Raw genomic sequence first — 26,190 nt, 5'->3', positions numbered from 1 at the left:
GAGTTTACGGCGGTTTGAAATTATGTCTAGCGGGTGGGCTGTCAGTAGCGTTCCTGCACGTCGGGAAGACGTTGTGACAGGCGTGTCAGCGGCTGTGACAGCCGCCAGTCGAAAATAGTGGCGTAGGCCAGCACCTGTTTGACGTAGTTGCGGGTTTCGCGGAACGGAATATTTTCCATCCACAGCGGTGCGGGCAGTGAGCGGTCGGAAGGCAGCCAGCGGCTGACCCGGTGCGGGCCGGCGTTATAGGCGGCGGCTGCCAGCACCGGTGAGCCGTTGTAGCGTGTCATAAGGTGATTGAGGTAGGCGCTGCCAAGACGGATATTCTGGTCTGATTTCAGCAGTGCGCGGTTGCCGCCATAGCGGATGTTCAGGCTGCGTGCTGTCTGTCTGCCGGTTGCTGGCATCAGCTGCATCAGGCCAAGTGCGCCTACGGCGGAATGGGCGTCTTCCATGAAGGCGCTCTCCTGGCGGATAACCCCGTAGATAAGTGCCGGGTCGAGATTGTATTGCGATGCCGTGGCAAAAATCGATTCGCGGTGCGGTAGTGGAAAGCGCAGTGCCAGGTCGTTCCAGTTGCGTGCCTGCGCCGCGGTAATAATCGCGCGGTCGTGCCAGCCCCAGCGATGCGCCAGCACGGCAGCCTGTTTGAGTTGTTCATTGCTCAGGCTGGATGTGGTGTGGAACCATTCACGGCGTGCATCCAGGCGTTTACCGATGAAATAAAGTTCCCGCGCGCGCTGGAAGCCGGGTTGCCGGGCAAGTACAGCTAGCTGTTTTTTATCGACCTTCAGGCGGGCGTCATTCATCTGGTAGCTGCGCCCCAGTTTGTCTGCCGCAAGAAACCCGTAGTAATCACGCTCCTTGCTGAGCTGGCTATAGATCGTCAGTGCATCACCCTTTGAGCCAAGTTGTTCCAGTGCCCAGGCACGCCAGTAACGCCACTCCGGTTTGTTGCGTTCATCGGTGGGTAATTTTTCTATCCAGTACTTAACATCCTTCGCATCCTGGCGCATCAGCGCATTGCGCACGCGCCACTGACGAAGGTCGCGGTCTACCGCTGAATCGGGGACTTCCACGAGCCAGCGTTGCGCCTGCGGTGCGTTATCCAGTGCGGCCGCCAGGGCAATGCGCTGAAGTACCTTTGCATGTTGCGCGTTGCTGAACCTGTGGCTGGCGCGTAGCGATTGCCAGTGCCTGTAGGCCTGTTCCGGCTTGTGCCGGGCCAGTCGCTGTATGGCGTGCACCAGGATTTCACGAACCAGCGGCGTGTCCTCGCTCGCCCACGGGCTGGACAGTGCAGCGGTCGGGCGTCGGTGGGCGCGGTACCAGCGATTGACCCATTCACGATCTTGCGCAGACAGCTGTTTGGCCAGGTAGGCTGCAAGGCTCGACTTCTGGTTGGCAAACGCCAGTCGCACGCGTTCCCAGATGTGCGCACTGGTCAGGCGGGAACTGGCGGAAAGCTGTTTGAATACAGGGGTGCAGGCGTCGGGCTGGGAATGGCCGACCATCCAGAGTTTCAGCGCATCATTGAGCGCAGCATCACGCTCCTGTCCAAGCTCCAGGCGTGCGCGGATTTCATGGCATTGCAGGGTGACCGAGGTTTGCGGCCAGTAAAAGGCCAGGTAATTTTTCCAGTCACCGCGCCGCGCCAGCTGGCGTAGCCAGCTGCTGCGCAGGCGGGTGGCGATCAGCTGGCCGTTATAGAGCTGGAAGAACTCGCGAACCTCGCCGGGCTTTGCCCGCTTGAGGCGGCGTTTCAGTTCCCGGTAGTCCAGGTAGCCATACAGGGGGTAGCCAATGAGTTTTTGCTTCAGGCGTTTGAGGGTTTTTGTATCACCGGTCTGCAGTGCTTTTTCGGCGCGCAGAAAATCATCGCGCTGTCGGTCCAGTGAACTGGCAAGGCTCTGCTGTACCGGCGACAGGGCCAGCAGCATCAGGCACACCTTGATGAAGTGGTACATCATCGGGGTCGACATTCCGTGTTGAACAGCATGGTTGCTCCTTCACCCTAAAAGAGTTCGCTCAAAGGTACAATGGCCGCATGGACGTTTTCTACCTTTGGACAAGTTACGCAGCACTGGGCCTGTTTGCCGGGTTAACGGCCGGTTTGCTCGGTGTTGGAGGCGGTCTGGTGATTGTGCCGGTGCTGGTGGCCATATTTGCCGTGCGGGGATTCCCGGAAGCCGTGATTATGCCCCTTGCACTGGGTACTTCGCTGGCGACGATCGTCTTTACTTCAATATCTTCACTTCGTGCCCATCACCGGCGCGGCGCGGTACTGCTGCAGCCTGTGGCTTACCCATTGCACTGGTGGGTGCACTGGGTTTTATCCTGGCAGGTAGCGGAGTCAAAGGGCTACCGGAAGGGAGTAGTGGTTTTGTCTACTGGCCGGCTGTTGCAGTTATCAGTCTGGTTAGTGTATTCGCTGCGCCAGTCGGTGCGAGGCTTGCGCACAGCATGCCACAGCACCGTCTTAAACAGGTCTTTGCGCTGGTACTCATCCTGCTTGGTGTATGCATGATCTCCAGTCAATGTTTAGCCTCCCGTCATTGACATGAAGCGTACAACCTGCTCAGGCTTGTCCTTGAATTCATGTCGTTCCGGTTTCAGCGTGATGGCGTGGCGTATGGCATCTTCCAGACCCGTATCGCTTACACTGCCGCGTAACAATGGTCGAAGTTCAAACTTGTCATTCTGGCCAAGGCAAAGATACAGTGTGCCATCAACGGACAAACGTACGCGGTTACAGGTTTTGCAGAAGTGCTGCGAAATAGGAGTGATAAAACCAATGCGTAATTCCGTGCCGGCCACGCGGACATAACGTGCCGGTCCGCCGCCAGGCATCACCCCGGGTAACAGTTCGAAACGTTGTTCGAGCCGCTTGCGTACAGTTTGCAAGTCCACATAGTGCTGCGATGCGGACAGGCCGGTTTCACCCATCGGCATGGTTTCAATGAAGCGCAACGTAAAGTCGTGTTCGATGCAGAAGTCCACCATGTCTTCCACTTCGTCATCGTTGACGCCGGCCATGACTACCATGTTGATCTTGATGGGATGGAAGCCGGCATCGCGCGCGGCCATTAATCCGTCCAGTACTTTTTCCAGCTTGCCCTGGGTAATGGATTTGAAGCGCTCGGCGCGCAGGCTGTCGAGACTGACGTTGATGCGTGTGATGCCGGCAGCCTTCAGTGCGACGGCATGTTTGGCGAGACGTGTAGCGTTGGTGCTCAGCGACAGGTCTTCGATGCCCGGCAGTGCGGCCAGGCGCGCGGCCAGTTGAGGAATATTTTTTCTTACCAGCGGTTCGCCACCGGTCAGGCGGATGCGGGTGACACCGAGCCGGCCGAAAGCGGCCATGACGCGTTCAATTTCATCGAAGCTCAGCCAGTCTTCCGGTTCCTGGAAATCGTGGAAACCTTTCGGCATGCAGTAGCCGCAGCGCAGGTCACAGCGATCCGTCACCGAGAGGCGTACGTATTCGATAGTTCGATTGAACGGGTCGACAAGTTGCATATGTATGACCTTGGCTGGTTACGTACAGTGTAGCGCGACAATAGCGTGCTTGCAGTGCCCCCCGCTTTGACCCACATCAAGGCTGGAAATCATGGCCTAGCCGACAGTCTGGTAGTACAGGTTCTGCGGATGGTTGGCCTGGGCAAAGAAAAACCAGCGTTCCAGCAACAATCCCAGGTACTGGGCCAGGAAGGCGGTAATCAGCAGGCCGGGGGCGCTGGCGCTGAGGCCGACTGATACCAGTACCAGTGGCACCGGGAACACCAGCACCAGAAAAGCCCACTTGATCAGGCTGAAAACCTGTTGCGGTGCACCGTGGAAATATTCGCGGGTATTGAATGAGCCGCACATGAAGCCCTGGGATTTCTGCTCGATACGCGCATGGCGTATGCCGATGGCTGTTTCCAGTGTGGTTTTGTGTCTGATGTGCGCGTTGCGGATCAGGCTGGCCGTGCGCGTGATGAAAGCAACCACGGTCATGAGGATGGCCCAGCCACCGAAAAACTCTGTCAGTTCGGAGCCCTGCCAGGCAGCAAATGCCGTGGCCAGCAGGAATCCCGAGGCACTGCCGAGCAGCGTGTAGTTGATCACGGTCAGCGGTGTGGCCCATTCCTGTAACTGTTTGATGCAGGCGTAGATCATGCCGGTACACAGGAACAGGGTGAAGCCCAGCAGTGATGCGCCGGCCCCGACGATCAGGGACAGGTCAATCTCAAAAGTATCGCGGAAGGTATACAGCACCGGGTTCCAGCCGAGGTAGTGGATCAGTCCCCATATGGCTACCGCGCCCATGAAGGTGGGTAATACGATGACTTCGCGCGATAACCACGAGGTACGCCAGCACGCCGCCGAGCGCCAGGCGCGTTCCGGGTGCCCGAGATGGAAGAAGGAACTCAATAGTCCTGCTACCAGCAGCAGCACGGCTATCAGACTGCCAACGGAATAGAAAACTGCCGGGTCCTGGACCGGCAGCACCTTGAACACCGAGTACAGTTGCCCGGTGTAGAGCGCCAGGAACAGGCCCTGACCGGCGCCAATCAGGGTGGTTAAAAAGATGACAGAGAATGCAGGATGCATGTTGTGCTCCAGTGAAATAGTTTACCAGCTCGTGGTTTCGTCCAGTGTCGGATCTTCAGCGTCCGGCATGGGCAGCTGACGTTCCTTGTAGAGCGGGTTGTCGGCGCGGATCAATTCATCCTCGTGGATGGTGATGCGCGTCTTGCGCCGCGGCAGGTAATGGTTGGCCGGGCGCGTGCCCCACTCGGGCATCAACTGGTAGCCACCACGTTCGCGTATCGCCTGTGCTGCCTCCGAGTCTGGGTCGTTGACGTCGCCGAACAGGCGGGCATTGGTCGGGCAGGCCATCACGCAGGCCGGCTTGCGTTCATTCTCCGGCAGCGATTCGTCATAGATACGGTCCACGCACAGGGTGCATTTCTTCATGACCTTCTGGTGCTCGTCGAGTTCACGCACGCCATACGGACAGGCCCACGAACAGTACTTGCAGCCGATGCACTTGTCGTAGTCCACCAGCACAATGCCATCCTCGGCGCGCTTGTAACTGGCGCCGGTCGGGCACACGGGTACGCAAGGCGGATCCTCGCAGTGCAGACAGCTCTTCGGGAAGTGCACGGTTTCGGTGTTGGGGAAACTCCCCACTTCGAAGGTCTGTACACGGTTGAAGAAGGTGCCGGTCGGGTCCTTGCTGAACGGATTCATGTCGGCCATGTAGCCGGCGGTGCCGGACGTGTTCCATTCCTTGCAACTGGTGACACAGGCATGACAACCCACGCAGACATTCAGATCGATAACGAGTGCTAACTGGGTCATTTACTTGCTCCCCTTGCCGGCAAAAAAGGTTAACCAGCGGCCGCGTTTTATATCCATGGCCTGACCGGGCACCGGTTGCACCGGGTTGAACTGTGGTGATGTGACTTTCGGCTCGCCGGGGTCGGCCGGGTAGATGCGCACGTGTACATCGTACCAGCCTGCCTGGCCGGTAATCGGGTCCGAGTTGGACAGGTGTTCACCCGCTTCAGAGGGTGGCAACTCTTCGCTGATCACATGGTTGAGCAGGAAGCCCTGTTTCGATTCATTGGCGTCGGGATCCAGGCCCCAGGCGCCGGGGCCCTTGCCGATGGCATTCCAGGTCCACACCGTGCCGGGTTCCACCGCTTCGGAATAACGGCACAGGCAGCGTACCTTGCCGTGCATGGACTCGATCCACATCCAGTCACCGTCCTCGATGCCGGCTTCGCGGGCCGTTTTCGAATTCACGTGCAGGTAGTTATAGGTGTGGATCTGGCGCAACCAGGCATTCTGCGAATCCCACGAGTGGTACATCGCCATCGGGCGCTGGGTGATCGCATTGAGCGGGAACTTGCGCAGATCGGACGCCTGCGATTCAAGCGGCTGCGAATAGAACGGCAGCGGGTCGAAGTGTGTCTCCACACGCTTGCGCAGATGATCCGGTGGCTGCTTGCCGTCCGACTTGCCCTGTGCGGCGAGGCGGAACTTCTGCAGCACTTCCGAATAGATGTGGATATTGATGGGTTCAACATAGCGCGTCAGCCCATGGCGCTTCGACCATTCCAGGTAACCCTGGTTCCAGTTGCGCATGTACTGGTAGGACTTGGGCAATTCGTAATGGAACACGCAGTTGTTCTTTTCGTACATCTCCCACTGTTTGGGGTTTGGCTCGCCCTTCATGAACTTTTCACCGCCCTTGCCGCGCCAGCCGGCCAGGAAACCGATACCGGAACCGGGGGCGGTTTCGTAGTTGACCACGAAGTCAGGGTAATCGCGGAACTTGCGGCTGCCGTCGGTGTTGACGAAGGCCGGCAGCTTGAGGCGTGAACCCAGTTCGATGAGCACTTCCTGGAACGGTTTGCACTCACCGGTCGGCGGCACCACCGGGATGCGCACCGAATCCACAGGGCCGTCGAACTCGGAAATCGGGCGGTCGAGCATGGACATGCAGTCGTGGCGTTCGAGGTAAGTGGTATCCGGCAACACCAGGTCCGCGTAGGCGACCATCTCCGACTGGAAGGCATCAGCGACAATCAGGAACGGGATCTTGTACTGGCCGTCCTCGTCCTTGTCGTTGAGCATCTTGCGCACTTCGCTGGTGTTCATGGCGGAGTTCCACGCCATATTGGCCATGAAGATCAGCAGGGTGTCGATCCTGTAGGGGTCGCCGCGCCAGGCATTGGTAATGGCGTTGTGCATCATGCCGTGCACCGACAGCGGGTACTCCCAGGAGAAGGCTTTGTCGATACGCACCGGGCTGCCGTCGTCATTGACGAACAGATCATCCGGGTCGGCGGGCCAGCCCAACGGCATACCATCCAGCGGTGTATTGGGCCGTACGGCGCGCGGATCGTTCGGCGTTTTGGCGCAGGGCGGGATCGGGCGCGGGAACGGCGCCTTGTGACGGAAGCCGCCGGGCCGGTCGATGGTGCCGAGGATACTCATTAATATAGACATCGCGCGGATGGTCTGGAAGCCGTTGGAGTGCGCGGCCAGTCCGCGCATGGCGTGGAACGCCACCGGGTTGCCGGTGACCGACTCGTGCTCGTTGCCCCAGGTGTCGGTCCAGGGGATCGGCAGCTCGATTTTTTCATCGCGCGCCGTGATACCCATTTCGTGGGCCAGGCGCTTGATGGTCTCTTCGGGGATGCCGGTGATGCTGGAGGCCCACTCTGCTGTGTAGTCCTTGACGCGATCTACCAGTAACTGGAAGGCCGGTTTGACCGGCGTGCCATCGTCGAGCCTGAACTCGCCGAGGAAGTAGGGGTCGGCGCCGGGCGTATGGGTGGAGATCGGTTTGTCCAGTTCGCGGTCCCACCACAATTTGTTCTGCGGGTCGAAACAGCCTTCCTCCGGCGGAACCTCGAAGCGCACGAACATACCGTGCTCACTGGATTCAGGATCCATGTTGACCAGTTCCGCGGCGTTCGAATAGTTGACCAGGAAATCGCGGTCGTACAGGCCCTGCTTGATGATTTCATTGGTCAGCGCCAGGAACAGTGCGCCGTCGGTGCCGGGCTTGATGGGAATCCACTCGTCGGCGATCGCCGAGTAGCCGGTGCGTACCGGGTTGATGGAAATAAACTTGCCACCCTGACGTTTGAATCTGGACAGCGCCATCTTCAGCGGGTTGGAGTGATGGTCTTCCGCCGTGCCGATCATCACGAACAGTTTGGCGCGTTCCAGGTCCGGCCCGCCGAATTCCCAGAATGAACCGCCGATGGTATAGATCATGCCGGCAGCCATGTGTACGGAACAGAAACCGCCGTGCGCCGCATAGTTCGGCGTGCCGAACTGCTTGGCGAACATGCCGGTCAGTGCCTGCATCTGGTCGCGGCCGGTGAACAGGGCGAATTTCTTCGGGTCCGTTTCACGCAGATCCCCGAGGCGTTCTTCCATGATTTCGAACGCCTTGTCCCAGGAGATTTCCTCGAACGCATTGTCGCCACGGTCACTGCCGGCCTTACGCAGCAGGGGTTTGGTCAGGCGTGCCGGTGAATACTGCTTCATGATGCCGGACGAACCCTTGGCGCAGATAACGCCCTTGTTGAGCGGGTGATCCGGGTTGCCCTGGATGTAGCGGACTTCACCGTCGCGCAATGTCACGCGAATACCGCAGCGGCAGGCACACATGTAGCAGGTCGTGTTTTTGACCTCGATGCGGCTCTGGTCGTCGAACTTTTTCGACAGCGGATCATGTATCGGGTTGGACATAGCGGTTATCCCTGTGGTACCTGGTCATGGCCATAAAGACCGAGTAATTTACTAGACTATTACCGTTTGCCGCCAATAAGCGTTTCTGAGCCCGGCATTAAATATCATAATATACTAATATACAAAATATAATTATTTATAAATCAATTATCTACAGTATAGCTCGGCGCATAAGCAAATAATAAGGTGACTTTATGCTGGAGTAAATTAAAACTGTTGGCATTCCCCTCCGGCATCATTAAGGTTACACCCCCTGCTCACAGGGCCAGATGCGCTGTTTTGCGCGGATAACCAGAAATATAGACCTGATTCGGAAGGAGTCTCATGTCCAGTTTAGTGAAGCCCCATGGTGGTGGAGATCTGAAGCCACTGTTGCTCGAAGGCGATGCACTCGCCGCGGAAAAGGAGCGCGCCGCTTCGCTTCCGAAGGTTAACATCTCATCACGTGAAGCCGGTGACATCATTATGATGGGCATTGGTGGCTTTACCCCGCTCGACGGTTTCATGACCCGGGCCGACTGGCAGGGCGTATGCGATGGCATGAAGATGGCCAGTGGTCTGTTCTGGCCGATTCCGGTCACGCTGTCCGCCGATACAGCAACTGCGGATGCTATCAGTGAAGGTGACGACGTTGCGCTGTACGACGCAGAGCGCGACGAAATCCTCGCCACCATGTCGGTCACTGAAAAATACAGCATCGACAAGAAGCACGAGTGCATGATGGTCTACAAGACCACCGACATGGAGCACCCGGGTGTGAAGATGGTCATGGAACAGGCCGACGTCAACCTGGCCGGACCGGTCAAGGTACTGTCACAGGGCGGTTTCCCCGAGCAGTACGGCGACCAGTTCATGACGCCTGCACAGACCCGCGCCGAATTCGAAAAACGCGGCTGGAAAACCATTGCGGCTTTCCAGACCCGTAACCCGATGCACCGTTCCCACGAATACCTGGCCAAGATCGCTATCGAAACGCTCGATGGTGTGCTGATCCACTCGCTGCTCGGCAAGCTGAAGCCCGGCGATATCCCGGCCGACGTGCGCAGCAACGCCATTGGTACGCTGATTGAAAAATACTTCTCTGACAACACCGTGATCCAGGCGGGTTACCCGCTGGACATGCGCTATGCCGGTCCGCGTGAAGCGCTGCTGCATGCGCTGTTCCGTCAGAACTACGGTTGCTCGCACCAGATCGTCGGGCGTGACCATGCCGGTGTTGGCGATTACTACGGCCCGTTCGATGCACACCACATCTTTGACGAGATTGGTGCCGACGCGCTGGAAACCGAGCCGCTGAAGATCGACTGGACCTTCTGGTGCAACAAATGCGACGGCATGGCTTCCATGAAGACCTGTCCGCACGATGCGGCGGATCGTATCCTGCTGTCCGGTACCAAGCTGCGCAAGGCGCTGTCGGAAGGCGAGGACGTGTCCGACAAGTTCTCACGTCCCGAGGTGCTGGAAATCCTGCGCGCCTACTACGCGGGTCTGAAGGACGACGAGAAGGTTGAGATTAAAATGTCTGGTCATTCGGCCAGGTAAGTAAGGCTCTGGAGACCGTTTCAGCCTGGCTGCAACGGATGATATATCACTGAAGTAAAGAAAAACGGAGAGAAACCATGCCTACATTTGTACGTACCGATAAGTGCGACGGTTGCAAAGGTCAGGACAAGACGGCTTGCATGTATATCTGCCCTCACGACCTGATGAAACTGGACAAGGACGGTTCTGAAACCGGCCATGCCATGAAAGCGTTCAACCAGGAGCCCGAACAGTGCTGGGAGTGCTACTCCTGCGTGAAGATCTGCCCGCAGCAGGCGATCGAAGCCCGTCACTATGCCGACATCGTACCCCTGGGTGGTTCTGTGCAGCCGCTGCGCGGTACCGATTCCATCATGTGGACCATCAAGTTCCGCAACGGCACCATGAAGCGCTTCAAATTCCCGATCCGTACCACGCCAGAAGGTTCTATCGATCCTTTCGCAGGTAAACCGGCTGCGGACATGTCCAAGATCGAAGAGCCTGGCTTCTTCTGTCAGGAGAACGGTTTCCGCGCAGGCGATCGCAGCGAACTGATCAACCTGTAAGGTCCGGACAAAAGCATTTATTCTGGAAATTATTAAGTTTAAGAGGTAACTACAAATGGCAGGAGAATTCGGAAATCCTGAAGTCGTCGAAGAAGAGGTTGATATTCTTCTTATCGGCGGTGGTATGGCATGCTGCGGCACCGCATTTGAAATCATGCGCTGGGCAGAAGGCACGGATCTCAAGATCCGTCTGGTTGACAAGGCCGCAATGGACCGTTCCGGTGCTGTTGCACAGGGTCTGTCCGCGATCAACACCTACATCGGTACCGAACAGGATCCTGCGGATTACGCGCGCATGGTTTCCAATGATCTGATGGGCATCACGCGCGACGATCTGGCTTACGACCTGGGCCGTCACGTCGACGAATCGGTTCACCTGTTCGAGGAATGGGGCCTGCCAATCTGGAAACTGGACGAAAACGGCGAACGTCACGACGGTTCCAAGGGCATGACCCCGCTGAAGGACGGCGGCAAGCCTGTGCGTTCCGGTAAGTGGCAGATCATGATCAACGGCGAATCCTACAAGTGGATCGTTGCTGAAGCCGCCAAGAAGGCCCTGGGTATCGATAACATCCAGGAGCGTGTCTTCATCGTCAAGCTGGTCAACGACAAGAACGACAAGAACCGCATCGCCGGTGCTGTCGGTTTCTCCACACGTGAACACAAGGTGTTCGTGTACAAGTTCAAGGCTTGCCTGCTGGCTGCCGGCGGTTGCGTCAACCTGTTCCGTCCCCGCTCTGTCGGTGAAGGTCAGGGTCGTGCCTGGTACCCGGTCTGGAACGCAGGTTCCACCTACTCCATGGCGGCCGAAGCCGGCGCCGAACTGACGCTGATGGAAAACCGCTTCGTGCCGACCCGCTTCAAGGACGGTTACGGCCCTGTGGGCGCCTGGTTCCTGCTGTTCAAGGCCAAGGCCACCAACGCCTTTGAGGAAGTCTACATGGACCGCAACAAGGACATGCTGGACGATTATCCTCCGTACGGCAAGGCTGCCGTGCCGGCTTCCTGCCTGCGTAACCACCTCATGCTGAAGGAAATGAAGGAAGGCCGTGGTCCCATCTACATGGATACCGTGACCGCCCTCGCCAACCTGCGCGAAACCCTGTCGCCTCGCGAAGTGAAGCACCTGGAAGCGGAAGCCTGGGAAGATTTCCTCGACATGTGTGTTGGCCAGTGTGGCATCTGGGTCGGCGAGAACATCGAGCCGGAGAAGAAGAACTCCGAGCTGATGCCGACCGAACCCTACCTGCTGGGTTCTCACTCCGGCTGCTGCGGTATCTGGGTGTCCGGCCCGACCGATGTCGGCGCGCCGACTGACGAAGGCCTGGGCGAAGGTATCCCGGATCACCTGCCCAAGGGCTGGAACTGGGGCTACCGTTCCATGACCACCGTCAAGGGTCTGTTCACCGCCGGTGACGGCGTGGGCGCTTCCGGCCACAAGTTCTCCTCCGGTTCTCATGCCGAAGGCCGCATGTGCGCCAAGTCCATGGTCAAGTACTGCCTGGATAACCCGGATCTGAAGCCTGAGCTGGATACGTCGGTTGACGACCTGGTTGCCGAGATCTACAAGCCGGTGAAGAACTTCCTTGAGCACAAGGACTACACCACTGCAATCGACATTAACCCCAACTACATCACGCCTCGCATGCTGCAGTTCCGTCTGCAGAAAATCATGGACGAGTATGTAGCGGGTGTGGCCACCTACTACACCACCAACGCCAAGATGCTGGCCGTTGCCGGTGAGAAGCTGGACATGCTGAAGGAAGATGCCGAGAAGATGCGCGCCAAGGACCTGCACGAACTGCTGCGTGCCTGGGAGAACTACCACCGCATCCTCACTGCTGAAGCTCACATGAAGCACATCGAGTTCCGTGAAGAATCCCGTTACCCGGGCTTCTACTACCGTGCCGACTACAACCTGGTCGACGAGGAGAACTGGAAATGTTTCGTCAACTCGGTCTACGACAAGGAGTCCAAAAAGTGGACCTGCTTCAAGCGCAAGCACGTTGACCTGGTCGACAAGAGCAAGCTGTTCAAGTAAGTCTCTGAACAGTTAGTTGTTAAAAAGCCCGCGCATGCAAATGCGCGGGCTTTTTTTTATGCGCGCCAGGCACTGTGGTGGCGACTGCGTTAATTGGGGGCGTTCGTTAATTGGGGTCAGAGTAAAATTCCCTGAAACAGTATTTTATTAAACCAGCAAATGAGTAAGGGGAATTTTACTCTGACCCCAATTAACAAAGAACGTGGTATCCTTGCAGACCCGGCGTATTTCCATTTTTCAGAGGTAAAATCCATGGTTGATATCAATGTCGAAGACTCTCCGTTCGAGGCGAGTCCGGTTGCGCCAGAAACCTTTGACGAGAACCATGTCATCAAATTCCGCTGCTACAAGGGCATCGAGTGTTTCAATGCCTGTTGCAGTTCCATCGATATCACCTTGACGCCTTACGATATTCTGCGGCTGAAAAAGCACCTCGGTATCACATCGACTGAATTTCTGAAGAAGTACACCATCCCTTTCGAATTCAACAAGGGTAGTATTGCCGGCGTTAAGCTATTGCCGCAGGAAGGCTCCACGGCCTGCCAGTTCGTCACGGAAGAGGGGTGCAGTGTGTACGAGGATCGTCCTACCGCATGCCGTTACTACCCGGTGGGTTTGTTGTCACTGCGCCGTGCTGATGAGAATTTTGATCGTTCCTCGTGGGCGCTGGTCCAGGAAGACCACTGCAAAGGTCATAATGAAGATCGCGAGATCACCATCAAGGATTACCGTGAAGAGCAGGGGCTGGATGAATACGATGAGCACGGCCACCCCTGGCGGCAACTGATACTGAAGATGAAGTCTGCGGGCCCATCGATTGGCCAGCCTTCACTGGCCAGTCGGCAGCTGTTTTTCATGGCCTGCTACGACCTCGACCGTTTCCGTGAATTTGTTAAAAGCGAAGGTTTCCAGGAAACGTTCAAGCTGACCGAAGACGAGTTAAACAGCCTGTACGAAGACGACATGGCGCTGATGCAGTTCTCTGACCGTTTCATTCGCCAGGTGATGTTTGCCGAGGTGAGTATCGATACCTACGAGGACGCGATGGATAAACACATTCAGCGGCGCAAGGAGGCTGAAGCACTGCGTAAGGAAGCCGGGCTGGAGAATCCGCAATAGAAGTAATGTGGCGAATGCCTGCCAAAAAATTACCATGGTTGTCGATGCGTCTTCCACGAAAGATAAAACGCCATGACCGACACACTGATTGATTTTCTTCGCCATGGTGAGCCGGTCGGCGGGCGTTGTTATCGCGGCAATGGTGTTGATGATCCATTGAGTGAAACCGGCTGGGCGCAGATGTGGGCCGCGCTGGGCGATGCCGGCCCGTGGGATGAAATTATCAGTTCCCCGCTGCAGCGTTGCCATGCCTTCGCGCAGGCGCTGGCTGAGCGTCATGGCTTACCGGTGCGCATTGATGAACGTTTCCGTGAAGTCGGTTTCGGTCGCTGGGAAGGCAGGACGCCGGATCAGATTCTTGCTGACAACGCTGACGAATACCATGCTTTCCATGACGACCCGCTACGCAACCGGCCTGAAGGCGCCGAGCCGCTGGAACAGTTTGGCGCACGGGTGGCCGGCGGGCTGGAAGACCTGTTTATAAACAATGCCGGTAAACACCTGCTGGTGGTCGCGCACGCCGGGGTGATTCGCGCCGCGCTGGGCAGCGTGCTTAAGGCGGACCCGGCAGGCTGGTACCGAAGCCGTATTGATAATGCCGGGCTGACCCGGTTCCGGAGCGGTGCCCAGGGCATACGCCTGGAATTTCACAATCGTGCTGCTCTGCCGGAGGCCTGCGACGCGCAATAAAATATACGCCTGTCCAGTTCGTCATGCATATCCCGGCTGCACGGTTAACACGCTGGCGCTGAATATCGAGCGCCTCAAACAGGAACGAGGATCAGGCGCTTTCAGGTATCTCTAGTCCTCGTCGGGCGCCGCCGGATCGATGGCAGCCCGCACACGTTCTGCAATCCGCATGGCCTGTGCAGCGTCATCCGACAGGGATGTGTAATGGCCCATCTTGCGGCCGGGCCGCGCTTCTTCCTTGCCGTACAGGTGCAGGCGGGTATGTGTCTCGGCGAACAGGTACTGCCAGCGTGGCGTACCCTTGTCCCACAGGTCGCCAAGGAGGTTGACCATCACGGCAGCCGACAGCAGTCGCGTTGAACCCGGCGGGTGGCCGCAAAGGGTACGCACCTGTTGCTCAAACTGCGAAGTCAGGCAGGCGTCAATCGTGTAGTGACCGCTGTTATGCGGGCGTGGTGCCATCTCGTTGATCAGCAACCGGCCATCCACGGTAATAAAAAACTCGACGGCCAGTACCCCGCAATAATCCATGGCGTTTGCCAGCTCCAGCGCCATGTGACGGGCTTTGGCGGCGATATCCTCATCGAACCGTCCGGGTACGCGGGTGGTATCGAGGATGCCCTTGACGTGGAGGTTTTCCCCGACCGGGTAGACGGCTGTGTGGCCACCGATGCCGCGTGCCAGTAGCACAGACAGTTCCTGGTCCAGCTGAACGCATTCTTCCAGTACGCACGGTGCCTGGTTCAGGTCGTCAAAGGCCAGCTTTGCCTGTTCAGGATTGTCGACGCCGATCTGCCCTTTACCGTCGTAGCCGAATTGCGCGGTTTTCAGCAATGCAGGCATGGTAAGCCCGGCGCAGGCAGGTTCGAGGTCGGCTGCGGAGTTGATGGCAAAGAAGGGCGCGGTGGCCAGTCCCAGGTCGCGGATAAAGGTTTTTTCCTGGATACGATCGCGGGCGATGGCAACGGCCTTCGAGCCAGGGCGCACCGGGATACGTGCTTCCAGGAACTCCAGTGTTTCGGCCGGGACATTCTCGAATTCGGTGGTCACGGCGGCGCAGCCGGCGGCCATTTCTTCCAGTGCAGCCATGTCATCGTAGGCGGCCGGCAGGTGACGGTCAGCCATGCTGCCGGTCGGGCTGTCCGGGTCCGGGTCGAGCACCCACACGCGGTAGCCCATGCTGTGTGCTGCAAGTGTGAACATGCGTCCAAGCTGCCCGCCGCCGAGCACGCCAAGTATTGCGCCAGGCAGGATCATGATTCGGGCGGCAGGGTCATGTTCAGCGCCATCCCGGTCTGGGCGGCGCGGAAATCATCGAGTCTTGTCGCCAGTGCTTCATCATGGAGCGCCAGCAGGCTGATGGCGTACAGCGCGGCATTGGCTGCACCCGCGGCACCAATGGCAAAGGTTGCGACCGGTATGCCTTTGGGCATCTGCACAATCGACAGCAGTGAATCCATGCCTTTCAGGTGGCGGGAAGGTACTGGCACGCCGAGTACCGGCAGGATGGTCTTGGCTGCCAGCATGCCGGGTAAATGTGCGGCACCGCCGGCACCCGCGATAATGCACGCCAGCCCGCGCTCGCGTGCTGTCGAGGCGTAGTCGAACAACAAATCCGGTGTGCGGTGGGCGGAGACCACGCGCGACTCGAATTCAACACCGAACTGTTCCAGCTGCTCAGCCGCCGACTGCATCACGTCCCAGTCGCTGTCGCTGCCCATTACCAGACCGATTTTTGTGGCTGCCATGGCATGCCCCGAAAATGAGAAAGCGCGCATTGTACCATCGCCACCACCGGCCGCCACCGGTACAATGACCAATTTTGACGGAATCCCGCCATGCTCGATGTGCTCTACGAATCCTCGATTTCCAGCCTGCCCCGGGTCGCGCGCGGCAAAGTCCGTGATATTTACGCGGTGGGCGATGACCACCTGCTGATCGTGACAACAGACCGCCTGTCGGCTTTCGATGTGGTGTTGCCCGACCCGATCCCCGGCAAGGGCGCGGTACTGACGGCGGTTTCCGGTTTCTGGTTCGAGCGTACCCGCTCGCTGGTACCCAATCACCTGTCCGAAATTACCCTGGAAAGTGTCCTGCCGGATGCTGTCGAGCGTGAACAGGTCGAGGGCCGGGCCATCGTGGTGCGGAAGCTGAAGGCGCTGCCGGTCGAGGCCATCGTGCGGGGCTACCTGATTGGTTCCGGCTGGAAGGACTACCAGGCCAGTGGTGCAGTGTGCGGTATCCACCTGCCCGAGGGGCTGCAAATGGCGGACAAGCTGCCTGAAGCGATCTATACGCCATCCAGCAAGGCCGCGGTAGGCGAGCACGACGAAAATATTGACTACGCCGCCACCGAGCGGCTGCTGGGAGCGGAGCTGGCGGCACAGGTACGCGATGTCAGCCTTGCGATTTACCGGCAGGCGGCGGATTATGCGCTCGAAAAGGGCATTATCATCGCTGACACCAAGTTTGAGTTCGGTGTCGATGAAGCCGGCACGCTGTTCCTGATCGATGAGGCGCTGACACCGGATTCCTCACGTTTCTGGCCCCAGGATGAGTACCGGGTCGGCATCAGTCCGCCCAGCTTCGACAAGCAGTTCGTGCGGGATTACCTGGAAACACTGGACTGGGACAAGACAGCGCCCGGGCCGAAGTTGCCGGATGACATCATTCGACGCACGGCAGAGAAATATAATGAGGCACTGCAACGGCTGACGGGGCGCTCGCTGGTGTGAGCCTGCGCAAAATACCGGAACGTGGCCTGAACTGTGTCACAGGCCACAGATTCGCCGCTGTCGGAGGCGATGGGTCGATGAAGGCATTAAAATTTTTGCCAGAATGCCGCTATTGCGGGAAGATGCAGTAAGAAAAGCGGGCGCGCGCCCGGGAAAACACTTTTTTCAGCACCCTGGCGGTGTTCAATTGAAGAGGGAAAGGTCATGCGAATGATCCCGAAAAAACTGACGAGTTATGTCATGGCAGGCGTGCTGACAGCGGCCACACTCAGTGTGCCGGTAACGGCAAGCGCCAGTGATTACACCTTTAATAACCTCAGGGCAGCGCCCAGTGGTGGAGAGATGCTGGCCGATGCCTTCATGGTTCGGCCTCTTATGGTGGTAGGCACTGTGCTGACCACGGCCACGTTTATTGTCACCCTGCCGTTCAGTGCGCTTGGCGGTAATGTCAGTGAGGCGGCGGACAAGCTGGTGGCAGAGCCCGCGAAATATACCTTTACCCGACCGCTCGGAGAGCTGTAAAGGCAGCCGTTGCGTGTTGAAGGAAAACGGGGCCTTCGCGCCCCGTTTTTTATGCTGAAAACAGCCAGAAATAGCCGCTGTTATAAAAGACGTGCAATACGATCGGTGCCGCCAGGCCGCCACTGCGTTCTTTTGTCAGTCCGAATAACAGCGAGGGCAGGAATACCGCGGCTGCCCACAGCGGCGGGTGGTTGATAAAGTGCAGTGCAGTGAAGACCAGGCTGGTGAGCAGGTTTGCCAGTGTCAGCGGGCCCAGTTGCCAGGGACGAAGACGCGCCTGAAAGAATGCCTGTAATCCACCGCGGAACACGATCTCCTCGATAACCGGGTACAACAGCGCCGGGTACATAAAACGCATCGGTTCGCGCAATGGCCAGGCCAGGTCTGTGTCAGGTGTTGAAATCGTAAACAGCAGCCCCCAGTAAAACAGGGCCGCAGCCGTGGCAACGAGGAATACCGGGTCTCGCCAGAATGGCCTGTGCAGATGGCTCATGCAATGAGTCTACCCTGTTGCAGTGCATCCGGTACAATCGCTTTCCAGTCAGAGATTAGAGATGAGGAGAACCGTCATGTATGGATTCAGTGTTCAGATGTCCTGTGGTTTCGACGAGGCGATTGAAAAGGTCACAGAGGCGTTAAAATCAGAAGGCTTCGGCGTGTTGACCGAGATTGACGTCAAGGCAACACTCAAAAAGAAAATCGATGTCGATCGTAAACCCTATACCATTCTTGGTGCCTGCAACCCGAAACTGGCCAACCAGGCGATTAACGCCGACCCCGATATAGGCCTGTTATTGCCTTGCAATGTCGTGGTGCGCGAGGAGGACGATGGCGCGATCACGGTCGCCTTTATGGATCCGGAAGCTGTGCTTGGCCTGGTCGAGCAGGAGGGTGTGAAGGAACTAGCCGGCCAGGTGCGCGCCAAACTGGAAACGGTGCGCGACCAGCTGGGCTGAGGCGTGTACTATGCCGCATTGCTGTTGCGCGGCAAAATCACCGCGCAGGCTTCTTCGAACTGGGCGTCTGCCTCGGCCGACACGGCTTCCACGATATCGATTGACAGGCCGGTGAGCTCCCAGGCGCCAGGTTCCAGGCCTGACGGGGTGCTGGTGCTGGATGCCGTCGAGTGCACCATGCCGGTGATAACATCGGCAAGGTGTATGGTTGCAGTTTCCAGGCGGTAATTTTCACTGGCAGATGGCTGGTGATGGTGGCGTGCGACGGCGGCAAAACTGTCCGGCAGATTCCAGTGCCGCATCAGTTCAGCGCCGAGGTCCCCGTGATCAAAGCCGAATATCTCACGTTCGGCGACATGCAGCGGGATGTTCCGGCTGCCGGCCATTTCCAGTGCCTCTCGCGCCTGTTCCGGTTTCTGCCGGAACAGGATCAGCGCGCCCACATCATGCAGTAATCCCATGACAAAGCAGCGTTCGGTATTTGGCGCACGCAGGTAGCGGGCCAGCACTCTTGCCACCACGCCGGCGTACAAACTGTGATGCCAGAACTGCTGCATGCTGATCAGCTGATTGGGTAGCCGGGAAAATATCTGGATGGCGCTGGAGCCAAGAATCAGGTCCGTCAGTTCGCGCGAACCGATGATGGTAATGGCGCGGGAGATGGTATCGATTTGAGAGGGGAAGCCGTAGAAAGCACTGTTGACGATTCTCAGCAGTTTGATCGTGAGTGCCGGATCCTGGCTGATAACCTCACCGACATCCGACGCCGAGGTATTTGGATTGTTCAGCATGTCCATGGCTGTCATCACCACAGCGGGCAGGGAGGCAAGTTCAATGCTGTCTGTGATCAGGTCTTTTGCATCGATGGTCATGGATGTCGTGTCCCTGTTCAATTGAGCGGTGATCTGCTTGTCACAGCGGTTTTATGAACAAAAGCCCGGGTCAGTTTGCCCGAACTGTACCGGAAAAGCATGTCATGGGGTTCCCGGGTGGGGCAAGTATGAGCCCATCCCGGAAACCAGGACGGGTTGTGCCCAGGCAGGGTCAGAGCGACCCTGAACCGTTATTTATTTTTTTCAAGTGTCTGATCTTACATGAATTAACGGACGGATCAAGCGTGATTTACAGCGCCATACCGGTCTGCGAGAATAGCCGACAGTTTTCTAACCCCGAGTAATGTCTGGAGAGTAATGATGAAGAAGGTGTTTATAGCAGTAACAGGAAGTCTCATGTTGTTAGGCGCCAGCGTCAGCATGGCGGGTGATGCCGCAGCCGGAAAGGCCAAGTCCGCCACGTGTGCAGGTTGTCATGGTGCCGCCGGCGTAAGTGCCAACCCGCTGTGGCCGAATCTGGCCGGCCAGAAGGAAGCCTACCTGGTCAAGCAGTTGAAGGCCTTCCGTGATGGCACCCGCAGTGACCCGGTTATGGCGGGCATCGCCAAGCCGCTCACTGACGCGGATATCGAAAACCTGGCGGCCTACTACTCAGGGCTCTGACAGGCGGGTTGTGGGCGGGTAACGACCGGCCACAACATTGCGGTTGTAGAAACCCGGCTTTATGCCGGGTTTCTTTATGCGCTGCCTGTGCGTGGATGCAGGCGGTGGTTGACGAATAACAGCACGGTCAAAAGTGTCAGGGCGCCAGCCTGATGCAACGACGCCAGCGCCACAGGAACGTGCAGCAACAGCGTGGATATGCCAAGCGCGACCTGTATAAAAACCATCAGCAACAATAGATTCAGGCCGGTACGCGTGGCGGGTGCGGTGACCCTGTGCCGTGTGCGCAGCCAGAACAGAATGACCGCTGTGAAGGTCAGTGTGGCGAGCACGCGGTGGTCGAACTGCACGGTAGCAATATTCTCGAACAGATTGCGCCAGCCGGGTTGCAGTATCCAGCCGGCCGGTGGCAGCCACTGGTCGTCCATTTTAGGAAACGTGTTGTAGGCGTGACCGGCCTTGAGTCCTGCCACGAAGCCGCCGGAAAGCACCGTGGTGCTGGCCAGTGCGAACAAGCCTTTGGCGGATTTTCCTGACCGTTGCGCGGCGCTGCCCGGTTCACGGTCCGGGAACAACAGGTCATACAGCAGCCACAACAGGTAACAGTAGATCAGTAATGCCAGGCCAAGATGGGCTGTCAGCCGGTACTGGCTGACATGTGGATGATCGACCAGGCCGCTTTTCACCATGTACCAGCCCAGCAGGCCCTGCAGGCCGCCGAGAACAAAGGCAGCCGCCAGTCGTGGAACCCATTTGCGCGGCAGCATGCCGCGCCAGAGAAAATACAGAAACGGGATCAGGAAAACCGTGCCAATCGAGCGTCCCAGCACACGGTGTGAAAATTCGAACCAGTAGATGGACTTGAAAGCGTGCAGATCCATGCCGATATTGATTTTCCGGTATTCCGGCGATTCGCGGTATTTGGCGAACACCTGTTCCCATTCCTGCTGTCCCAGCGGCGGGACAAAACCAAAGATCGGATCCCATTCCACCATCGACAGGCCGGAACCGGTCAGGCGCGTAACGCCACCCAGAATCACCATGGCGAATATCATAATGCAGCACAGCAACAGCCAGCCGGCGACCTGTTTTCGCGCCGTGTCTGTCATCTGCTCGGGAAATCGGAGCATGAAGTGGTACCGGTCGATTGTAAAGCGCCACAATTGTAACGGATGTTGTTGCGCCATGCCGTATGCTGTTACAGCATGGGTTAATCCTGGGGAAGGTTATATTGCGATGTCGCGCAGGGTGCTGCTACAGCAGTTCTGCTGCGCTGACTTCACCGTAATGGTCGAGTGTCAGTCGCAGCCGGCCCTGGCAGGATACGCGACCCGCCGCACAGCCGGAGCTTTCCATGAGAATTTCCTCGAATTGCACCAGTGCGATAACGTAGTGGTCATTCTGTTCAATAATTTCGTAATACAGCGACTTGTTGTCGATCCAGCCGTTCTGTGAGCAGAACGCCGTCAGTTCCCGACAGGACATCAGGTAGCGTTCAATATTTTCCATCAGGCGGGGCATGACAAAGGCTAATGAAACTCCGTGTCGTCGTCGGAATAACGGCTGGGGTCGTCAGGCTGTGCCGCAAGATAGGCCTGCTTGGTCGCTTCCGACTCAAAGTAAATCTTGGTTTGTGCTGCACCGCCGCCTTCGACAATAAAGGGGTGATGTTCCGGGTTCTGCACACGCTTGCCGGTGACAGGATCAATAGTGGTCACGATCATAATGCAACCTCCCTCCAGTCCGCAGGTATAACCCTCCGACCCGGATCCGGTGACCTGACTCAAGTATAGATGGCATTTGGGTGTCGGCAAGTGTCAAAAAACAGTCGCCCTGAGGGTGTGCTGACAGGCTATACAAACAACGTCAGAACGCCGGTATACCCGTACAGGCGCTGGTTGGATATTTCACCGTTGGCGAAGAAGCCCACCAGTGGAAAATCTCCCAGCGTGCGGCGGATCATCTCCACCTCGGCCGATTCCTCACCGAACAACGCCTTGCCACGACCGAGGCAGGAGAAATACACGCCGCCTTTGGGGCGCGTTGTGAGGCGCTGTTTGAGTTCATCCAGCATGCGCTGCATATCTTCCCAGGCGGTCTTGCCGTCGCGGCGACAGAACTGCAGTGGCTGGCCCGGCATGACAATATCGCCAATGGCGATGCGGCCGCCCTCACTGTCCACCCCGACCAGGTTTCGCACCAGGTAGTCGCCGGTGTCGGATTCGCGGATCGGCAGGCCGGCGAAAATATATCCGGCGGCACGATTCAGGTCACGGGCGAGGATTTCGCCGATATCCTCCCTGAGCACATCCAGTGCCGGTCGGTCGTCGATACGGTTGATGACGTTATTATCACAGTGGGTGATGACATGTTTGTCGGCAATGGGGGTGCAGCCCTGGGTGAGGCCGGTCAGGATGGGTTGCTGCCGGTTGAATACCACGCCGGACAGGCCGCCATCCAGCACCACGTCGGCAATCTGCGGGTGAGCACCGTGTGAGGAACTGATGCCGCCCACCAGGAAGCCACCGGGCAGCGAGGCGTCCAGTTGTTGCAGCAGCTGTGGCAGGCTGCCATTGGCCGGATCGCCGTGTAACACGGCAACATGTGAGGGTGACCGGCTCAGCCAGGCATCCCAGTCGCCGGGCAGATTGTCTGCGGCACGGTTATAGAACGGCAGGATTCTGAAACTGTCGTCCGGCACACGGCCGATCATCACCGCCATGGCCGAGATCTGTGAATATTCCTTGCCGGTGGCGCAAATACCGATACCCACCGTGCCGACCCAGTGCACGACACCGGTCTCCGCGCGCAGCTGTTCGAGAATGTACTCTGCCTGGTCCGCGTAGAGATCCGTCAGGTAGAGGAAACCGATGTTTGCTTCCGGCGGGACATAGCCGATCTGTTGCAGGCACTGTTCCAGTGCCTTGTCCAGCTCCGGGGACTGGGCGTGGCCGAGCAGGAATGTGGTGGATTCAGACATGTATTAACCTGACAAAAAAGGGGCGTCAGCCTGTGCGGCTGCGCCCCCTCCGGTTATGGCGAAAAGGCCTGCCTTCAGGCCGACTTTTTCTGCGAGATCAATTGCTCGATGATCGGCGCCAGTATGATTTCCATGGCAAAGCCCATCTTGCCGCCGGGGACGACGATGGAATTGCGACGTGACATGAAGGAGCCTTCAATCATGTTCAGCAGGTACGGGAAGTCCACGTCCTGTTTGCGTGGGTCGCGGAAGCGGATCACCACGAAACTTTCATCCGGCGTGGGGATATCGCGGGCAATGAACGGGTTGGATGTGTCGACCGTCGGAACACGCTGGAAGTTGATGTCGGTGCGCGAGATCTGCGGCGTGATGTAATGCACATAGTCATGCATCCGACGCAGGATAGTGTCGGTAACCACCTCGGCGGAATAGCCGCGTTGTGCGCAGTCGCGGTGAATTTTCTGGATCCATTCCAGGTTGCCGATCGGTACCACGCCAATCAGCAGGTCAACGAACTGCGCGACATTGGTGGTGCCATCGACAACGCCACCGTGCAGACCTTCATAGAACAGCAGGTCGGTGCCGGGCGGGATGGTTTCCCACGGTGTGAACTCGCCGGGCTTCTGGCCAAACGGCTCAGCTTCTTCATCACTGTGCAGGTAGTAACGGCGTTCACAGCTGCCGGTTTCGCCATATTGTTTGAAGGTTTCACCAATTTTGTCGAACAGGTTGGCTTCGGGGCCAAAATGGCTGAAATTGGTGTTGCCTTTCTTTTCCGCCTCTTCCATGGCGGCCTTCATGGCGACACGGTCATAGCGGTGGTAGCTGTCACCCTCGATGACGGCCGGGTTCACGCCTTCACGGCGAAAAATGTGCTCGAAAGCGACCTTGACAGTGGTGGTGCCGGCGCCGGATGAACCGGTTACCGCGATCACGGGATGCTTCTTGGACATGCAACTCTCCTCAAACCTGTAACTGAAAAGCGTAGGCGGCCCGCCGTATCGTTACGGACAGGCTGCGTGAAATCTGTTGTTGCCGCGTACTCGACGAACAGGGCATTCCGCGACCTCCGGCAGCGGGCCGGAACGGCGTATTGAACCACTTTTGCGACATTCGCGCCAATTGGCGGGTAACTTATTGATTTTCTGTCTGGATTCGCTGAAACACCAGGTCAAATACCGCGTGACCCAGACGCTGGCCGCGTTGCTCGAATTTTGTGACGGGCCGGTAATCGGGCCGTTCCACGAAATCGCCGGTCGGGCTGGTGTTGTGAAAGTCCGGCGAGGCCTGCATAACGCGCAACATGTGTCTGGCATAGGGCGCCCAGTCGGTGGCCATGTGGAAGTGGCCGCCGTAACGCAGTTTGCGGGCAATCAGTGCCACAAAGTCGGGTTGCACAATACGCCGTTTATGGTGCTTTGTTTTGTGCCAGGGGTCGGGAAAAAAAAGCAGCACCCGGTGCAGTGAGGCGTCTGTTATTTTCTGCTCCAGAACGTCCACCGCATCGTGGCAATACACGCGCACGTTATCGCTGTCCTGTGCATCAAGCCTTTTCAGCAGGTGGCCGACGCCGGGGCGATGCACCTCGATGCCAATATAGCGGCCGTCCGGGTCGGCGGCCGCCATCTGCGCCAGACTGTCGCCATTGCCGAAACCAATTTCCAGCGTGAGCGGAATCGAGTCAGCTGAAGGCCTGAGCCAGTCGGCTGTTGCGTCGAAGTCGAGGCCGTAACGCGGCCACAATTCATCCAGCGCACGCTGCTGGCCGGGCGTCAGGCGCCCCTCGCGACGTACGAAGGAGCGGATACGCCGAAAAGGCTGGTCTGTGTTATGTTTGCTGTCGTTCATGATGTGGTCTGCGTCGGGGGATTATACGGTCTTGTTTGATGAGTATCCGGACAAACTGAAAGACTGGGTCAGCCAGCTCGATTATGTTGCGATTGGCTGGGAGCTGCTGGTGCTGGTATTTGCACTCGCCGGCGCTGTAACCGTACACCGGACGCTGGGGCGTTACCTGCTGGCCACCACCAACGCCGGTGAACGAACCTTCAGGCACATCACGCTGCGCAGTATGCAGCGCGTGGTGTTCCCGCTCAGTTTGCTGCTGGGTGCGCTGGTCGGCCGGGCCATTCTGGAATCGATGAAAGTCGATGTCACCTTGCTGAACTTTATTGTGCCGCTGATGCTGTCACTGGCGCTGGTGCGCCTCGTGGTTTACGTCTTACGCAAGGCACTGCGTCCCGGCCCCGCCGTCAAGGCCTGGGAGAGTTTCATCAGCACGTCTATCTGGGTGCTGGTGGCCCTGCACCTGCTGGGCTGGTTGCCGGAAGTGGTACGGGCGCTGGACGCGTTCGGTTATTCCTTCGGCGACCTGCGCATATCCCTCTACACGATCCTGCAGCTCGCCGTTGCGGTTGGCGCCCTGCTGGTGATGGCCACCTGGCTGTCATCCGTCATCGAACAGGGCCTGTCACGCTCCGAGTTTATCAGTCCCGGTGTTCGTATCGGCCTGGTCAAGACCAGCAAGTTCGGCCTGTACACACTGGCGGCATTACTTTCCCTCAGCGCCGTCGGCATAGACCTCGGTGCACTGACTGTATTCGGTGGGGCGCTCGGTGTCGGGCTGGGTTTTGGCCTGCAACGCATTGCCAGTAACTTCATCAGCGGCTTTATCCTGGTCTTCGACCGTTCCATCCGCCCCGGCGATGTCATCAGCATCAACGAAAAATTTGGCTGGGTGGAAGAGCTGCGCGCGCGCTATATCGTCGTGCGCGACCGTGACGGTGTAGAGACCCTGATCCCCAACGAAAACCTGATCACCACCGAAGTGATCAACTGGAGTTACAGTGACCGCAAGATACGCGTCAAATTACCGGTACAGATCAGCTACGAAGATAATCCTGAACAAGCCATGGAAATTCTGTTGAATGCAGCGAAAGTCTCACCACGTGTATTGAATGAACCGCCGCCGGCTGCACGGCTGATGGGTTTTGGCGACAGCGGTATAGACCTGGAATTGCGGGTGTGGATTCGTGACCCGCAACAGGGTGTCGCGAACGTGCGTTCCGATGTAAATGTCGCGATCTGGAAGGGTTTCAAAGAGGCCGGGATTACCATTCCGTACCCGCAGCAGGATTTGTACATCAAGGAAATGCCGGTTCGGGGGTAAGTGGAATGTGCCGTGTTGCCAGTGCTTTTCGGCTCAACGGTTTGCCCGCTGCGCGGGTTCCCTGCGCTTCTCGCAAAACGCGGCGTTCGCCCAAACTCGCGGTTTATGCTGCGCATAAACCACTCAAACAGGG

26 protein-coding genes and 1 pseudogene are annotated in these 26,190 nt (G+C 57.9%); 12 read left to right on the top strand and 15 right to left on the bottom strand.

Going from position 1 to position 26,190, the window contains the following annotated elements:
* Window positions 1-41: 41 nt before the first annotated feature.
* Entirely contained in the window at window positions 42-1,970 is a 1,929-nt protein-coding gene (locus ACW81B_RS05065) for a transglycosylase SLT domain-containing protein (RefSeq protein WP_491579128.1), read from the bottom strand.
* A 77-nt stretch (window positions 1,971-2,047) separates the two neighbouring features.
* Between ACW81B_RS05065 and ACW81B_RS05060 the strand changes: the two are divergent.
* Window positions 2,048-2,236 (top strand): annotated as a pseudogene (locus ACW81B_RS05060) (sulfite exporter TauE/SafE family protein); the annotation flags it as partial.
* 80 nt (window positions 2,237-2,316) lie between these two features.
* Window positions 2,317-2,559, top strand: coding sequence for a TSUP family transporter (locus ACW81B_RS05055; RefSeq protein ID WP_491579144.1), 243 nt, complete (start codon window positions 2,317-2,319; stop codon window positions 2,557-2,559).
* Here the strand turns inward: ACW81B_RS05055 and moaA are convergent.
* The 4 genes from moaA to ACW81B_RS05035 form a co-directional block, all read right to left on the bottom strand.
* Window positions 2,542-3,519 carry a GTP 3',8-cyclase MoaA gene (gene moaA, locus ACW81B_RS05050; protein ID WP_491579127.1) on the bottom strand — a complete coding sequence of 326 codons (978 nt, stop codon included), beginning with the start codon at window positions 3,517-3,519 and terminating at the stop codon, window positions 2,542-2,544. The two genes, ACW81B_RS05055 and moaA, sit on opposite strands and share 18 nt — an antisense overlap.
* 96 nt (window positions 3,520-3,615) lie before the next feature.
* A complete protein-coding gene (locus ACW81B_RS05045; RefSeq protein WP_491579126.1) occupies window positions 3,616-4,596 on the bottom strand; it encodes a dimethyl sulfoxide reductase anchor subunit family protein in 981 nt (326 codons plus the stop codon).
* Between the two features lie 21 nt (window positions 4,597-4,617).
* Window positions 4,618-5,349 (bottom strand): 4Fe-4S dicluster domain-containing protein, encoded by a 732-nt coding sequence (locus ACW81B_RS05040; protein ID WP_491579125.1) that lies wholly within the window; start codon window positions 5,347-5,349, stop codon window positions 4,618-4,620.
* On the bottom strand, window positions 5,350-8,262 hold the full coding sequence (locus tag ACW81B_RS05035; protein WP_491579124.1) for a molybdopterin oxidoreductase family protein: 2,913 nt from the start codon (window positions 8,260-8,262) through the stop codon (window positions 5,350-5,352).
* Window positions 8,263-8,586: 324 nt separating this feature from the next.
* Between ACW81B_RS05035 and sat the strand changes: the two genes are divergently transcribed.
* The 5 genes from sat (at window position 8,587) to ACW81B_RS05010 (ending at window position 14,199) form a co-directional block, all read left to right on the top strand.
* A complete protein-coding gene (gene sat, locus ACW81B_RS05030; RefSeq protein WP_491579123.1) occupies window positions 8,587-9,804 on the top strand; it encodes a sulfate adenylyltransferase in 1,218 nt (405 codons plus the stop codon).
* Between the two features lie 77 nt (window positions 9,805-9,881).
* Window positions 9,882-10,349: an adenylyl-sulfate reductase subunit beta gene (gene aprB, locus ACW81B_RS05025; RefSeq protein WP_491579122.1), complete on the top strand. Its 468-nt coding sequence runs from the start codon at window positions 9,882-9,884 to the stop codon at window positions 10,347-10,349.
* A gap of 55 nt (window positions 10,350-10,404) precedes the next feature.
* Window positions 10,405-12,390, top strand: coding sequence for an adenylyl-sulfate reductase subunit alpha (gene aprA / locus ACW81B_RS05020; protein ID WP_491579121.1), 1,986 nt, complete (start codon window positions 10,405-10,407; stop codon window positions 12,388-12,390).
* Window positions 12,391-12,642: 252 nt separating this feature from the next.
* On the top strand, window positions 12,643-13,509 hold the full coding sequence (locus ACW81B_RS05015) for a YkgJ family cysteine cluster protein (RefSeq protein ID WP_491579120.1): 867 nt from the start codon (window positions 12,643-12,645) through the stop codon (window positions 13,507-13,509).
* A 72-nt stretch (window positions 13,510-13,581) separates the two neighbouring features.
* A complete protein-coding gene (locus ACW81B_RS05010) occupies window positions 13,582-14,199 on the top strand; it encodes a histidine phosphatase family protein (protein WP_491579119.1) in 618 nt (205 codons plus the stop codon).
* Between the two features lie 111 nt (window positions 14,200-14,310).
* On the opposite strand, the gene ACW81B_RS05005 is transcribed toward ACW81B_RS05010, so the two are convergent.
* Together ACW81B_RS05005 and purE are read right to left on the bottom strand one after the other, a co-directional pair.
* Window positions 14,311-15,456 carry a 5-(carboxyamino)imidazole ribonucleotide synthase gene (locus tag ACW81B_RS05005; protein ID WP_491579118.1) on the bottom strand — a complete coding sequence of 382 codons (1,146 nt, stop codon included), beginning with the start codon at window positions 15,454-15,456 and terminating at the stop codon, window positions 14,311-14,313.
* On the bottom strand, window positions 15,453-15,947 hold the full coding sequence (gene purE, locus ACW81B_RS05000; RefSeq protein ID WP_491579143.1) for a 5-(carboxyamino)imidazole ribonucleotide mutase: 495 nt from the start codon (window positions 15,945-15,947) through the stop codon (window positions 15,453-15,455). The genes ACW81B_RS05005 and purE overlap by 4 nt, the downstream gene beginning before the upstream one ends.
* Window positions 15,948-16,037: 90 nt before the next feature.
* Between purE and ACW81B_RS04995 the strand changes: the two genes are divergently transcribed.
* Together ACW81B_RS04995 and ACW81B_RS04990 are read left to right on the top strand one after the other, a co-directional pair.
* Window positions 16,038-16,934: a phosphoribosylaminoimidazolesuccinocarboxamide synthase gene (locus ACW81B_RS04995; protein ID WP_491579117.1), complete on the top strand. Its 897-nt coding sequence runs from the start codon at window positions 16,038-16,040 to the stop codon at window positions 16,932-16,934.
* A 210-nt stretch (window positions 16,935-17,144) separates the two neighbouring features.
* Complete coding sequence (locus tag ACW81B_RS04990; protein WP_491579116.1) at window positions 17,145-17,456, top strand: hypothetical protein; 312 nt, start codon at window positions 17,145-17,147, stop codon at window positions 17,454-17,456.
* Between the two features lie 49 nt (window positions 17,457-17,505).
* On the opposite strand, the gene mrtJ is transcribed toward ACW81B_RS04990, so the two are convergent.
* Window positions 17,506-17,949, bottom strand: coding sequence for a JDVT-CTERM system glutamic-type intramembrane protease MrtJ (gene mrtJ / locus ACW81B_RS04985; protein ID WP_491579115.1), 444 nt, complete (start codon window positions 17,947-17,949; stop codon window positions 17,506-17,508).
* A gap of 76 nt (window positions 17,950-18,025) precedes the next feature.
* Here mrtJ and ACW81B_RS04980 point away from each other — a divergent pair, with 76 nt between their 5' ends.
* A complete protein-coding gene (locus ACW81B_RS04980; protein WP_491579114.1) occupies window positions 18,026-18,412 on the top strand; it encodes a DUF302 domain-containing protein in 387 nt (128 codons plus the stop codon).
* Window positions 18,413-18,420: 8 nt separating this feature from the next.
* On the opposite strand, the gene ACW81B_RS04975 is transcribed toward ACW81B_RS04980, so the two are convergent.
* Window positions 18,421-19,284 (bottom strand): HDOD domain-containing protein, encoded by an 864-nt coding sequence (locus ACW81B_RS04975; protein ID WP_491579113.1) that lies wholly within the window; start codon window positions 19,282-19,284, stop codon window positions 18,421-18,423.
* A 318-nt stretch (window positions 19,285-19,602) separates the two neighbouring features.
* Here ACW81B_RS04975 and ACW81B_RS04970 point away from each other — a divergent pair, with 318 nt between their 5' ends.
* A complete protein-coding gene (locus ACW81B_RS04970; protein WP_491579112.1) occupies window positions 19,603-19,908 on the top strand; it encodes a c-type cytochrome in 306 nt (101 codons plus the stop codon).
* Window positions 19,909-19,982: 74 nt separating this feature from the next.
* On the opposite strand, the gene ACW81B_RS04965 is transcribed toward ACW81B_RS04970, so the two are convergent.
* From ACW81B_RS04965 to trmB, 6 genes are all read right to left on the bottom strand, one after another.
* Window positions 19,983-21,038 (bottom strand): COX15/CtaA family protein, encoded by a 1,056-nt coding sequence (locus ACW81B_RS04965; RefSeq protein ID WP_491579111.1) that lies wholly within the window; start codon window positions 21,036-21,038, stop codon window positions 19,983-19,985.
* 124 nt (window positions 21,039-21,162) lie between these two features.
* Window positions 21,163-21,429: a hypothetical protein gene (locus ACW81B_RS04960; RefSeq protein WP_491579110.1), complete on the bottom strand. Its 267-nt coding sequence runs from the start codon at window positions 21,427-21,429 to the stop codon at window positions 21,163-21,165.
* Window positions 21,430-21,437: 8 nt separating this feature from the next.
* A complete protein-coding gene (locus ACW81B_RS04955) occupies window positions 21,438-21,632 on the bottom strand; it encodes a hypothetical protein (RefSeq protein ID WP_491579109.1) in 195 nt (64 codons plus the stop codon).
* A gap of 128 nt (window positions 21,633-21,760) precedes the next feature.
* Window positions 21,761-22,888, bottom strand: coding sequence for an FIST signal transduction protein (locus ACW81B_RS04950; RefSeq protein WP_491579108.1), 1,128 nt, complete (start codon window positions 22,886-22,888; stop codon window positions 21,761-21,763).
* Window positions 22,889-22,962: 74 nt separating this feature from the next.
* Window positions 22,963-23,841 (bottom strand): phosphoribulokinase, encoded by an 879-nt coding sequence (locus tag ACW81B_RS04945; protein ID WP_491579107.1) that lies wholly within the window; start codon window positions 23,839-23,841, stop codon window positions 22,963-22,965.
* A gap of 181 nt (window positions 23,842-24,022) precedes the next feature.
* Window positions 24,023-24,736 carry a tRNA (guanosine(46)-N7)-methyltransferase TrmB gene (trmB, locus tag ACW81B_RS04940; protein WP_491579106.1) on the bottom strand — a complete coding sequence of 238 codons (714 nt, stop codon included), beginning with the start codon at window positions 24,734-24,736 and terminating at the stop codon, window positions 24,023-24,025.
* Window positions 24,737-24,767: 31 nt separating this feature from the next.
* Between trmB and ACW81B_RS04935 the strand changes: the two genes are divergently transcribed.
* Window positions 24,768-26,057, top strand: a complete 1,290-nt coding sequence (locus ACW81B_RS04935; protein WP_491579105.1) for a mechanosensitive ion channel family protein — start codon at window positions 24,768-24,770, stop codon at window positions 26,055-26,057.
* Window positions 26,058-26,190: the final 133 nt, after the last annotated feature.

The organism is Thiogranum sp. (assembly GCF_058323355.1).
The sequence above is the reverse complement of the archived record's forward strand: the minus strand, read 5'-3'. Positions and strand labels throughout refer to the sequence as shown.